This is a genomic window from Clostridium sp. AM34-11AC, from assembly GCF_003435375.1.
In the GTDB taxonomy this organism is placed as follows: domain Bacteria; phylum Bacillota; class Clostridia; order Lachnospirales; family Lachnospiraceae; genus Pilosibacter; species Pilosibacter fragilis.
Map to the genome: position 1 here is coordinate 13446 of NZ_QWGL01000003.1, position 11777 is coordinate 25222.

Consider the following 11777-nt stretch of genomic DNA (forward strand, 5'->3'; position numbering starts at 1 on the left):
AAAGACAGAAAGGCAAAATAAGTCCTCTATCTGCGGATTTCTCCGTGAATAGGGGACTTATTGAAACTTTAAGATCCTAAATCCCGCATAAAATAAGGGATTTCGAACCTTCTACTCCGTGTCCTCCTCCAGCGTATACGGAGTCACCTGATATACGTAGTAGTTCAGCCAGTTCGTATACAGCGTGTTCGCCATATTTCTCCACATAAGCGGAGGAACGGAGAACGGGTCATCATGCTCATAGTAGTGGACCGGAAGCGCCGGATTTAAGCCTTTGTTGAGGTCGCGGTGATACTCGTTGTTTAAGGTCATACGGTCGTACTCCGGGTGGCCCTGAACGAAGATCTGGCTTCCGTCCTGGTTCATGACAAGGAAGACACCTGCCTCATCGGATTTAGCGAGGAGCCGGAGTTCCGGGTGCTTTAAAATATCCTCCTCGCGGACTTCCGTGTAGCGGGAATGCGGGCACTTGAAATAATCATCAAAGCTTCTTAAGAGCGGAACACGCTTATCCAGCGCTTTCTGTGTATACACACCGGAAAGCTTTTCTTTTCTTAAGTGTTTCGGGATCCCGTAATGGTAATAGAGTCCCGCCTGGGCACCCCAGCAGAGGTGCATGGTGGATGTCACATGGGTCTTGCTCCACTCCATGATCCGGGTCAGCTCTTCCCAGTAGTTGACCTCCTCAAACTCCATCAGTTCCACCGGTGCGCCGGTGATGATCATTCCGTCGAAATGTTTCTTCTTGATCTCCGGGAATGTCACATAAAACTTATTTAAGTGGCTGGCGGAGGTGTGGGTGGACTCATGGGTGGACATGGTCATGTAAGTGCACTCCACCTGCAGAGGTGTATTGGACAGAGCTCTTAAAAGCTGGGTCTCCGTGTCCTCCTTCAACGGCATGAGATTTAAGATCAGGATCTCTAATGGACGGATATCCTGGCTCTCCGCGCGGTCCTCGTCCATAATGAATACATTTTCGCTCTCAAGGATCGCTCTTGCCGGCAATCCATTCTGTATTTTAATCGGCATTTTCTTCTTCTCCTATCATCTTCAGAAAATCCGCTTCGGAAAGGATCGGAATGCCAAGTTCTCTTGCTTTCTTATTCTTTGACGAATTGGATGTCACATCATTATTGATCAGATAACTTGTCTTTGCTGATACGGAACCGGCAGCCTTTCCGCCCAGAGATTCTATTTTTTCCTGAAGCTCCTTCCTGTTCGCGAAACGCTCCACGGAACCGGTGATCACAAATGTCTTCCCGGCTAATGTCTGCTCCTCGTTCCTGACTTCCTTTTCGAACGTAAGGTCTGCCAGCAAATGATCCAGTGTCTCGTTGTTCCTGTCATTCTTAAAGTACGTCACCCACGCATCCGCAAGCACGCCGCCGATTCCATCAATAGAGTACAGCTCTTCCGCGCCAGCCTTCCGCATGGCATCCAGATTGAAATCGAAATGCCGGCAGATCACCTTCGCGTTGGCGAGACCGATCCCTGCGATTCCGAGACCAAAGATCAGCCGCGGCAGTGTGGTGTGGGACGCAGTCTTTGCGGCCTCGATGAGGTTCTCGTAGGACTTCTCGCCGAATCCCTCCATAGTCACGATGGCATCCCGGTGACGGTCCAGATGGAAGATATCATCGAATTCATGGATGAATCCCGCCGCGATGAACTTCTCAAGCGTCATCTCGGAGAGACCATCGATATTTAAAGCGTCACGGCTCACAAACAGATCAAAGCTCTTGATCTTCTTCGCCTGGCATTCCGGGTTCGTACAGTAGAGGGATTTCACATCGTTCAGGCTGCGGATCTCCGTCTTTCCGCCGCAGACCGGGCAGATCTTCGGGATATCCCGGACACCGCTTCTTGTGAGGTCATCCGCGATCTGCGGGATGATCATGTTCGCCTTGTAGACTGTGATCCGATCCCCGGCCCCAAGCTCCAGACCTTCCATGATGCTGATGTTGTGGACGCTGGCCCGGCTCACCGTCGTTCCTTCCAGCTCCACGGGCTCAAACACGGCAACCGGGTTGATGAGTCCTGTTCGCGACGCGCTCCACTCGATATAGGAGAGCGTCGTCTCCTGGATCTCATCGGCCCACTTGAAGGCGATGGAATCTCTCGGGAATTTCGCAGTGCGCCCCAGGGACTGACCGTAGGCGATATCGTCATATAACAGCACGAGGCCGTCGGACGGGATATCGTAGTGCTCGATCTTTTCCGCGAATCCATGGACCGCCCCGGAAAGAGTCTCCGCGGTGACTTCCACGAATTCCACGGTCTCAAATCCAAGTCTGGACAGCCATAAGAACTGCTCTTTTCTTGAATTCTTAAAGTCCACGCCGTCCGCCCGCACCAGGGCAAATGCCATAAACTGGACATTTCTCGATGCTGTGATCCCGCTGTTTAACTGGCGGACGGAACCGCTGCAGAGATTTCGCGGATTCTTATACTTTGCGTCCACGTCGGCGATGGAATCGTTCAGCTTTTCGAAATCAGAATAGCTGATCACCGCCTCACCGCGTAGGATCAGCTGCCCCTTGTAGGGGATCGTTGTCGGGATATTGATGAATGTCCGGGCGTTCGGCGTGATGACCTCGCCGATCTCGCCGTTTCCCCGGGTAACTGCCTTTGCGAGAACGCCGTCCTCATATGTCAGCACCACGGTGAGTCCGTCCATCTTCCAGGATAAAAGTCCCGTCTGTCCGCCGAGCCACTCCCTGAGCTCGTCGACGCTTTTCGTCTTATTTAAGGAAAGCATCGGCCGCTCATGGCGCTCTTTCGGGAGTTCGCTTAAGACCTCATATCCGACTTTCTGGGTCGGACTTCCCGCAAACACGGTTCCCGTCTCCTGTTCCAGCTTCAGGAGCTCGTCGTAAAGCCTGTCATATTCGAAGTTGCTCATGATCTCGCGGCTCTCCTGGTAGTAGGCCTTCGCAGCCTCGGAGAGAATCGGGATCAGCTCCTTCATCCTCTTGATCTTGTCGTCCATATTTTATGCTCCTTGCGCTCCGGCGCACCCGGTTTCCAGCTTTCCGGGGATGCGGGGGCTTTCTTTTCCGGCTTTATTTCACCGTCCTGACGGACATTTCTCCATATTTTTCCGGTTCCGGTCTTTTTCTCGAACGTTTTTCCCTCGTTATTTTTATCTGACGGCTTTCTTCCGCCAGGCTTTCCCTGATATCCTGAGCTTCCCGGCTTTCTTTCTCTCTTCGCCGGATCCACAATCTTTCCAAGTTTTGCGGCTTCCCTCGCCGGAAGGTTTGTGGAACCTTCCACCATACGCATCAGGTCACCCAGTTCTTTTTCCGTCAGTTCCCGGTATTCTCCGCGCTTTAATGTACCCAGCTGGAGATTCATGATACGCACGCGCTTTAAATTCATTACATGATAATCCAGCGCACGGCACATTCGGCGGATCTGGCGGTTTAAGCCCTGGGTCAGGACGATATGGAAGGTGTGGCTTCCGGTCTTCCAGGCGCGGCACGGCTTCGTGGTCACATCCAGGTCCTCGATCCGGACGCCCTCGCACATCTGTTTTAAAAATTCTTCCGTCACCGGGTGGTTGACAGCTACCGCGTACTCTTTCTCATGAGCATTTCCACCGCGGAGGATCTTGTTGACGATGTCGCCCTGATTTGTCATGAGGAGAAGTCCCTCGGAGTCCTTATCGAGACGTCCGACCGGGTAGATCCTCTGTGGGTAATTTAAAAATTCCACGATGTTTTCTGCATGATCCTTGTCGGAAGTCGTACAGACGATTCCCCTCGGCTTATTCACGATCAGAAATACCGGTTTTTCCTTCTCGCCCACCGGCTTTCCATCACAGACCACCTTCTGTCCCGGCCGTATCTGCATTCCCATCACGGCGATCTCGCCGTCCACACGAACCTTCCCTTCCTCCACAAGTCTGTCTGCCTCTCTTCTCGAACAGACTCCAGCGTCACTCAGATATTTATTTAAACGAATCGTTCCTTCCAATCTACTTCTCCCTTTTATTCATAATTTATGATCCAAAATTTATCCTTTCGCCCATTATATCGTTTCTGAGGGGCGAATGCAAGAAAAAAACGCCTGTCAATCCGGGACATTTCCCAGATCTGGCAGACGCTTTCCTGTCTCACTGCCCCGGTATCCCGGGACATCAAAAAATGCATCTGATAGGAATCGAACCTACGCACGCGGCTCCGGAGGCCACTGCTCTATCCACTGAGCTACAGATGCATCTCTAATAGTATACAATAATTTTCTGATTCATGCAAGAGGATGAGAATTATTTTTTTGTATATTTTTTCACTCAATTTTTCTAAACTAAGGATGCATGCGTCCTGGCACCTTCCGGAGTCCCGCGCGGTCGCTTGCGATGATCTGCATCTTCGCATAAATGCGCGGCAGTTCCAGGGGCACTGCTTTTCCATTTCCCGGCTGCCGCGCTTTTCATATTTTTAATGCTTTCTTGAAAACAGATAGTAGGACGGAGTACGGTTTGCGCAGTCCTCTGCAAGAACTTTCAGGCTGCAGTAAACAAAACCATCTACGGCTCTCGCTTTTCCATCCCTGCCCGGCTCCTCATATTTTCCTTCTTTATAGGACGGATCCAGAATGCACGCCTCATTGTCATCGGCCGATACAACGAGGATGTAATGTCCTCCATGAGTGAACACCCCGGTATACCCTTCCCGGCCTCCGCCGGAATTTGCGATGGCGAGTCCGCCTTTTGCCAGGTGCGCCTTCAGTTCATTCAGATCACTCGTTTCCCCATAATTCAGGTTAAACTTTTCCGCAACGACGGGGCCCAGGATCTTCAGGCTCGTTCCGATCTCACGGTTCGCGCCAACCTCATTGGATAATTTCAGGCAGTCTGTGAGTTCATAGGTTGACAGAGTCAGCGCATCCACCATCATGCACAGACAGCTCGGTCCGCAGCCTGCTGCAGCCACATTCCGCTTCTCCTCCGGCACTCCGCCGTGGTCTAAATTATGTTCATAGGGGATATCTCTGTGTTCTAACTGATTGATATATTTCATTACAACTGCTCCTTCCGATTGCCGCATGTACCATGCTTTTGATTTTCCTATCGTACCACCGGAATCTTAAAACAACAAGATGTATTTTTTATTTCCCGGCTGCTGTCCGAGCCTTTTGCAGATGATCACCGATTTTCCCCATATTCCTGCGCGCCTCATTGATTTTTCTTCCCGATTCTGCTACAATGGCATGGAACTTTTTGATAAGAGCGCACAAACAGGAGATATAGAAAAATGAATGTAACAGATTTTAATTTTGAACTGCCGCCGGAACTGATCGCGCAGGATCCGCTTGAGGACCGCGCTGCTTCCAGGCTGCTTGTATTAGATAAAAAGACCGGCGAGATGGAACACCGCCATTTCCGCGATATTTTACAATACCTGAAAAAGGGTGACTGCCTCGTTATCAACGATACAAAAGTTATCCCGGCACGTCTCATGGGACATAAGATCGGGACAGACGCAGGAATCGAAGTTCTCCTTTTAAAGAGAAAATCCGACAATGTCTGGGAGACCCTTGTAAAACCGGGTAAGAAGATGAAAGTCGGCGCGGAAGTTTCCTTCGGTGACGGACTTTTAAAGGGAAAGGTTATCGATGTGGTCGATGAGGGAAACCGACTGATCCAGTTTGAGTATGATGGAATTTTCGAGGAGATCCTCGATAAGCTTGGCCAGATGCCGCTGCCGCCATATATCACTCACCAGTTAAAGGATAAGAACCGTTATCAGACTGTATATGCCAAGAACGAGGGTTCTGCGGCTGCTCCGACAGCAGGTCTGCATTTCACCAAAGAACTTTTACAGGAGATCGAGGAGATGGGCGTTAAAATCGCTCATGTAACTCTCCATGTCGGTCTCGGAACCTTCCGCCCGGTAAAGGTCGATACCATCGAAGAGCACCATATGCACTCTGAATTCTATATGGTAGAAGAATCCGAGGCGAAGAAGATCAACGATACAAAGGCAAACGGCGGACGTGTGATCTGCGTTGGAACCACAAGCTGCCGTACCCTGGAATCCGCAACCGGTGATGACGGGATCTTAAAGGCTGGAAGCGGCTGGACCGAGATCTTTATCTATCCGGGATACAAATTCAAGATCCTGGACTGCCTGATCACAAACTTCCATCTTCCGGAATCCACACTCGTCATGCTCGTGTCCGCACTCGCAGGACGGGAACATATCCTGAATGCATATCAGGAGGCGATCAAGGAGCGGTACCGGTTTTTTAGTTTTGGAGACGCGATGTTTATTCGCTGATGTATGTTAAATTTACGTTCTGCATATCATATCATGCCATAGGCTAAAGAGATGTGACTCCTTTATTCGAGTGACAAAGCAAAACCCCCGGTGCAGCCACACCGGGGGTTTTCCATCTTCCTGTCACCAGTATAGAAGGCGGTAACATCTCGCATTTATAGCATGTTAAGAATATTTATCATAAATACTCAAGTATCAATCTAACGGAAATACCACCGTAAGAAGCATCTTAAAATCTTCCTTCGCGAATACCGCATGCGGCTTCTTCGCCGGCATTACGAGAACATCTCCGGCTTTGCAGATATGCTCTGCACCGTCTACGGTAAACTGACCGACGCCATCGATCACATGTACCATGGCATCGCCGATGGAATCGTGGGTGCTGATCTCCTCGCCTTTGGAGAACGCGAATAATGTCAGGCTGACCGCCTTGTTCTGGGCGAGAGTCTTGCTGACGATCTGACCCGGTTCTGCGTGGATCTGGTCCGCGAGATTTAAAACTGTTTCATGATCGATATTTTTGATAAAAGCCATTTTTCTTTTTCCTTTCCACCTGGATCTTCCCATGATCTATCTCATTATTTTACCACGATATTTCCCTTTTGTATGTTGTAAATACAACTATTTTTTGCCTGCATGTCAATTTCAGAGGGCGATTCTTGTGAATCATCACGATTGATTTTCGAACAGGATTTCGTTAGAATACACCTATCCTTTCATTTTACATCCCATGGCTGTCCGGCATCCTGATTTTTAGCCGAATCAATCTAAGCAGTATGAATATCTGCTTCCCGCCGGGCGGCCGCAAAAAACATTCTAATTTCTATTGTTCAAGTCATGAAAACAAATCTATCGATCTAAAAACACATCAGGAGGTATTACAATGAACTACGAAGAATTCTGTGCCGCACTGCAGGAGGAACTTTTTAACAGGCTGGACACCAGCTGCTCGATCCACAGAGAACGTGTGCTCAAAAACAACGGCGTTGTGCTTGATTCCCTGGCTATCTTAAGATTGGAAAAACACTGTTCCCCCGTGATCTCCCTGGAGATGCTGTATGAACAGTTTGAAAAAGGCCGCACGCTGGCAGAACTCTGTGAATATATGATATCGATCACTGACACACAGCTTCCTGTTTCCGTGACAAGTCTCACTTCCTTAAGCAGTTTTGAGGAATTCCGTGACCAGATCACCTGGCGGCTTATCTCCCGCGATAAAAATAAGGAGCTGTTAAAGACAATTCCCTGGATCCCTTTCCTGGATCTCGCGGTGATCTTCTCCCTGATCATCGAATCTGAAGGTGAGACCCAGATCAGCTCTGTCGTCACGAACACGGTATCTGCTTCCTGGAATGTGACAGCAGGAGAACTTTTTGTGCTCGCAAAAGAAAATACACCTCGGATCTTTCCTGCAAGTTTCCGCCGCCTTGAAACAGTGATCGAGGAATATTTCCCAGGAGCTACTGACTTTGTGCACGAAGACTGCCCTGTTCCGACGCTCTATGTCCTCACAAACGATGCCGCGCACAACGGTGCCGCCTGCGTCCTCTATCCTGATAAATTAAAAGACCTCGCGGACGAGTTTGGAAGTGATCTTCTCATCCTTCCATCCAGTATCCACGAGGTCCTGATCATCGCTGATTCAGAAAATTTTACGGAACCTGATTATCATGTTTTCTGCAATACGATCAAAAATGTCAACCGCGAATCGATCCAGCCGGAAGACTTTCTCTCTGATAACATGTACCTGTATCGCAGGGAAACGGATAACCTGCAGATCTTTACGGAAGTTCCTTGTGATTCTTCCGTAGACTCGGCTACATGTGTTTAAGTGCAGGCAAACGTTGCTGCACAGCACACATTCTACCGCCTTCAATTTCGTCTCGCATGACTTCCTTCATGATAAAGATGTACAAGGTTGACAACAGAATCTGTGATAAAGATTGCCAGAGCGATCGCGCCTGCCGTGTGAAGCGTCGAGATTAGGTAATGGGTTGAAAGTGTCTGGTCTCCCTGGATCAGGTAATATACTGTACGGTAGATTCCTGCTCCGGGCACAGACGGAAGGATTCCTGCGATGAGGAATACCGTCACCGGTGCTTTCATGATCCTGGCAAGAATATGGCTCAAAAATGCTACCGCGAGGATCGAAAAGAACGCGGCCTGGAGTGTTGAATGAGTCAGATTATTGATCATTAAATATGCCCACCAGGCAAATCCGCCGGAAAAAGCCGCGTACGGAAGAAACTTTTTCGGAGTCTCCGTCAGAATGGAGAACATCGCGACCGCCCAGAACGCGCTGAATACCTGTATGATCATAAGAGTCCTCCTTCCATGCTGCGGGCTACAAGAAGTCCCGCACCAACTCCAAACGCAACTGCAAGTCCCACAACGATCGCTTCCAGAATTCTGGCGGATCCGGCTGCGTAGTCCCCGTTTAAGGTATCACGGATCGCCGTTGTAAACGTTACTCCCGGGACAAGCGGCATGACAGCGCTGACGATAATCGTATCTGAATTCAGTACCGGATAAGAATGGCAGATCGTCATAGCTGAAAACGCAAGCACAAACGCTCCAAACGCGTTAAAGCAGAAATCGTTGAATTTCAAGGTTTTTCCAATCCATACGGCTACTGCAAGACAGACACCAACTACCGTTGCCGCCAGAAAGTCTCCCAGGGAGCCGCCGAACATAGGCGCAAAGAACGCCGAAACACCAACATATCCCAGTCCCTGAGTCAGCCAGTCATACTGGACCGTCTTTGGTGCCTGGATCTCCTGCAGTTGTCTTAGCGCCTCCTCCACCGTGATCTTTCCCTCACAGAAATGGCGCGATACATCGTTTACCAGGCAGATCCGGTTGATGCTGGTGCATCTGGCCGCAACACGCTTGACGCGGGTCAGCGGTTCCTTATTTGGATCGCTCAGCGTGACAAAGATTCCCGTTCCATATACGATCGTTTCCGTCTGTTCGTACTCCGATCGTTTCAGCATATGATTCATGGTGTCTTCCACCCTGTAGATCTCCGCTCCGCTGACAAGCATGAGCTCACCCGCCAGCACCACAGCTTCCAGCAGTGTTTTTTCGTTCATTTATTACCCCTTTTTTTAACCCCTTTTGTTTTTATAACCGCTATATAACCCATTTGCTGCAGGATCCACTATTATAAATCTTCTGCCAGGCATGGCAGCAGTTATAGTTTCAAGATTTTTTTGATCAGAACAGGCGGCTTCCGATCTGGAATACAAGAAATGCCGCCGACCAGGCAAGCACAAGCTGGAACATGACCATCCCCAGTGTCCATCTCCAGGACTGTGTTTCCCTCTTGATCGTCGCGATCGTCGCAATACACGGTGTATAGAGAAGGCAGAATACCATGAGCGCATAAGCGTTCACTGCTGTGAATCCTGTTCCCCCAAGGATTCCTGAGAGTTCCGCCATTCCCGCTGCAGAATTGATATTGCCGATCCCATAAAGAACAGACATACTCGAAACAACGACCTCCTTTGCGGAGATTCCGGAGATCAATGCTACCGCGATCTGCCAGCTTCCAAGACCAACCGGCTTTAGTACCGGCACAAGGATCTGTCCGAATTTTGCCGCAAAGCTGTCCGCCACATCAGAAATAAATCCCGCCGGTCCAACATTCATGACAAACCACAGGATGATCGATGCCAGAAAGATCGTTGTCCCCGCCTTTGTCAGGTAATCTTTTATTTTTTCCCAGACATAGATCGCCACAGTTCTGAGATTCGGAATCTTATATTCCGGAAGTTCGATCAGAAGAGCATTCTCAGTTTTATCGTCTGTCGTTCTATGTACAATAAGCGCGATGAGGATCGCCATGGCAATCCCCACCAGATAAAGGGAATATGCCACTAACATTGCCGATTTCGGGAAGAACATATCCGCCAGCAAAACATAGATCGTAAGTCTCGCTGAGCAGGACATAAACGGTGTGATAAGGATCGTCTTCAAGCGGTCTCTCTGATTCTCCAGCGCCCTGGTCGCCATGACCGCGGGAACTGTACAGCCAAATCCCAGCAGCATCGGCAGAAACGCACGACCGGAAAGTCCGACCATCCCCATAGTCTCATTCATGACATAGGCGACTCTTGCCATGTATCCGCTGTCCTCCAGGAACGCAAGCGCAAGGAAAAGGATAAAGATGTTTGGAAGAAATGTCAGGATTCCTCCAACTCCCGCCAACGCACCATCAACGACCAGGGAGATCACCCAGTCGGAAGCTCCCGCTGAATGAAGCCCGGACAAAACACCGAGCGACAGCAGTTCCAGTCCCTGTTCAAAGTATCCTTTCAGAAAATCCCCGACTGTGAATGTCAGGAAAAAGACTAATGCCATAATTCCAAAGAACGCTGGAATTCCCAGGATCGGATGAGTCAGGATCTTATCCACCTGATCTGTCATATGAGATTTTTCTTCTTTATTAAACAGACATTCCTTGATTACCGATTCCACGTAATCGTATTTTTCATTGATAACCTCTTTTTCGAAGCTTCTCGGCACGATCTGTTTCAGTTCGACCGGATGGTCCTTCAGGACTTCCTTGTCATATTCGAGCATCTTGATCGCATGCCAGCGCAGATTTGTGAGATCCGGATACTTCTCCCGCAGAAGGTCTTCTACCCGCTGGATCCGATCCTCGATCTCCCTGTCATAGCGGACGATCACGCCCTGGGGACCTTCCTCATAATGATGTACCACAGCGTGCATCAGCACGTCAAGTCCTGTGCGCTTTCTCGCGGAGACTGGAACCACAGGGATCCCGCCAAGCATCTCAGGAAGTCTGTGAAGGTCAATCTCCATTCCACGCTCTTCGATGATATCCATCATATTGAGAGCCAGAATGACTGGTTTCTTTAATTCTAAAAGCTGCATCGTCAGATAAAGGTTCCTCTCCAGAGATGATGCATCTACAACGTTGACAATTACGTCCACGTCATCTTCTTCAATGCACCTTCTTGTGACGAGTTCCTCCATTGTATATGAAGTAAGACTGTAGATTCCAGGCGTATCGATCACACGGATTTTCCGCCCTTTATAGCTCGTCTCTCCTTCCATCCGCTCGACCGTAACGCCGGGCCAGTTTGCGACCTTTAATTTTGCTCCCGTAAATGCATTGAACAGCGTAGTCTTTCCACAGTTCGGATTTCCTACAAAACAGACTGTGATCGGTCTCTCTCCTGTGCTCATGATGCCGCCTCCTCTTTTACCTCAATTCCACCGGTAATTCTTCTTCCCAGTGCAAGGCGGGTTCCACGGACTTTGATGATCATGGTTCCGCTGTTTTTCTTATTCATCACAAGAAGAGGCGTATTCTCATTTACCCCCAGCGCCTCTAAACGCCGGTTAATTGCCTCATCCACATGGACTGACTCGACCATATATGTCGCGCCAATATTTCCTTCATATAGTTTCATCCTGTGTCCATCCTTCATTATCATAATTGACAGAGCCGACTCTGTCATC

General features: G+C 49.4%; 11 protein-coding genes and 1 tRNA gene. 2 read left to right on the forward strand and 10 right to left on the reverse strand.

What is annotated here, in order from left to right; genetic code table 11:
- Positions 1 to 111: 111 nt before the first annotated feature.
- The 5 genes from metA to DW826_RS03925 all read right to left on the reverse strand — a co-directional run bounded on the left by metA (position 112) and on the right by DW826_RS03925 (position 5027).
- A complete protein-coding gene (gene metA, locus DW826_RS03905; RefSeq protein ID WP_117552086.1) occupies positions 112 to 1032 on the reverse strand; it encodes a homoserine O-succinyltransferase in 921 nt (306 codons plus the stop codon).
- Positions 1022 to 2992: an NAD-dependent DNA ligase LigA gene (gene ligA / locus DW826_RS03910; RefSeq protein WP_117552087.1), complete on the reverse strand. Its 1971-nt coding sequence runs from the start codon at positions 2990 to 2992 to the stop codon at positions 1022 to 1024. The genes metA and ligA overlap by 11 nt, the downstream gene beginning before the upstream one ends.
- Positions 2968 to 3981: a pseudouridine synthase gene (locus tag DW826_RS03915; RefSeq protein ID WP_347472273.1), complete on the reverse strand. Its 1014-nt coding sequence runs from the start codon at positions 3979 to 3981 to the stop codon at positions 2968 to 2970. Before DW826_RS03915 ends, ligA begins: the two co-directional genes overlap by 25 nt.
- A 171-nt stretch (positions 3982 to 4152) precedes the next feature.
- A tRNA-Arg gene (locus DW826_RS03920) sits at positions 4153 to 4224 on the reverse strand.
- A gap of 221 nt (positions 4225 to 4445) precedes the next feature.
- Complete coding sequence (locus tag DW826_RS03925; RefSeq protein WP_117552089.1) at positions 4446 to 5027, reverse strand: hypothetical protein; 582 nt, start codon at positions 5025 to 5027, stop codon at positions 4446 to 4448.
- Between the two features lie 234 nt (positions 5028 to 5261).
- Here DW826_RS03925 and queA point away from each other — a divergent pair, with 234 nt between their 5' ends.
- On the forward strand, positions 5262 to 6287 hold the full coding sequence (gene queA, locus DW826_RS03930; RefSeq protein WP_021904860.1) for a tRNA preQ1(34) S-adenosylmethionine ribosyltransferase-isomerase QueA: 1026 nt from the start codon (positions 5262 to 5264) through the stop codon (positions 6285 to 6287).
- Between the two features lie 195 nt (positions 6288 to 6482).
- Here the strand turns inward: queA and DW826_RS03935 are convergent, their stop codons facing one another.
- A complete protein-coding gene (locus tag DW826_RS03935; RefSeq protein WP_117470782.1) occupies positions 6483 to 6821 on the reverse strand; it encodes a cupin domain-containing protein in 339 nt (112 codons plus the stop codon).
- A gap of 349 nt (positions 6822 to 7170) precedes the next feature.
- Here DW826_RS03935 and DW826_RS03940 point away from each other — a divergent pair, with 349 nt between their 5' ends.
- Positions 7171 to 8118 carry a DUF5688 family protein gene (locus DW826_RS03940; protein ID WP_117552090.1) on the forward strand — a complete coding sequence of 316 codons (948 nt, stop codon included), beginning with the start codon at positions 7171 to 7173 and terminating at the stop codon, positions 8116 to 8118.
- A gap of 41 nt (positions 8119 to 8159) precedes the next feature.
- Here the strand turns inward: DW826_RS03940 and DW826_RS03945 are convergent, their stop codons facing one another.
- From DW826_RS03945 to DW826_RS03960, 4 genes are all read right to left on the reverse strand, one after another.
- Entirely contained in the window at positions 8160 to 8606 is a 447-nt protein-coding gene (locus tag DW826_RS03945) for a threonine/serine exporter family protein (RefSeq protein ID WP_117552091.1), read from the reverse strand.
- Entirely contained in the window at positions 8603 to 9379 is a 777-nt protein-coding gene (locus DW826_RS03950; RefSeq protein WP_117552092.1) for a threonine/serine exporter family protein, read from the reverse strand. Before DW826_RS03950 ends, DW826_RS03945 begins: the two co-directional genes overlap by 4 nt.
- Positions 9380 to 9503: 124 nt before the next feature.
- Complete coding sequence (gene feoB / locus DW826_RS03955) at positions 9504 to 11501, reverse strand: ferrous iron transport protein B (RefSeq protein WP_117552093.1); 1998 nt, start codon at positions 11499 to 11501, stop codon at positions 9504 to 9506.
- Entirely contained in the window at positions 11498 to 11728 is a 231-nt protein-coding gene (locus DW826_RS03960) for a FeoA family protein (protein ID WP_117552094.1), read from the reverse strand. Before DW826_RS03960 ends, feoB begins: the two co-directional genes overlap by 4 nt.
- Positions 11729 to 11777: the final 49 nt, after the last annotated feature.

What these genes read in the sequence shown, in the direction of transcription:
- metA (WP_117552086.1), bottom strand. Translation starts at nt 1,032, where the DNA reads ATGCCGATTAAAATACAGAATGGATTGCCGGCAAGAGCGATCCTTGAG.
- ligA (WP_117552087.1), bottom strand. Translation starts at nt 2,992, where the DNA reads ATGGACGACAAGATCAAGAGGATGAAGGAGCTGATCCCGATTCTCTCC.
- DW826_RS03925 (WP_117552089.1), bottom strand. Translation starts at nt 5,027, where the DNA reads ATGAAATATATCAATCAGTTAGAACACAGAGATATCCCCTATGAACAT.
- queA (WP_021904860.1), top strand. Translation starts at nt 5,262, where the DNA reads ATGAATGTAACAGATTTTAATTTTGAACTGCCGCCGGAACTGATCGCG.
- DW826_RS03935 (WP_117470782.1), bottom strand. Translation starts at nt 6,821, where the DNA reads ATGGCTTTTATCAAAAATATCGATCATGAAACAGTTTTAAATCTCGCG.
- DW826_RS03940 (WP_117552090.1), top strand. Translation starts at nt 7,171, where the DNA reads ATGAACTACGAAGAATTCTGTGCCGCACTGCAGGAGGAACTTTTTAAC.
- DW826_RS03945 (WP_117552091.1), bottom strand. Translation starts at nt 8,606, where the DNA reads ATGATCATACAGGTATTCAGCGCGTTCTGGGCGGTCGCGATGTTCTCC.
- DW826_RS03950 (WP_117552092.1), bottom strand. Translation starts at nt 9,379, where the DNA reads ATGAACGAAAAAACACTGCTGGAAGCTGTGGTGCTGGCGGGTGAGCTC.
- feoB (WP_117552093.1), bottom strand. Translation starts at nt 11,501, where the DNA reads ATGAGCACAGGAGAGAGACCGATCACAGTCTGTTTTGTAGGAAATCCG.
- DW826_RS03960 (WP_117552094.1), bottom strand. Translation starts at nt 11,728, where the DNA reads ATGAAACTATATGAAGGAAATATTGGCGCGACATATATGGTCGAGTCA.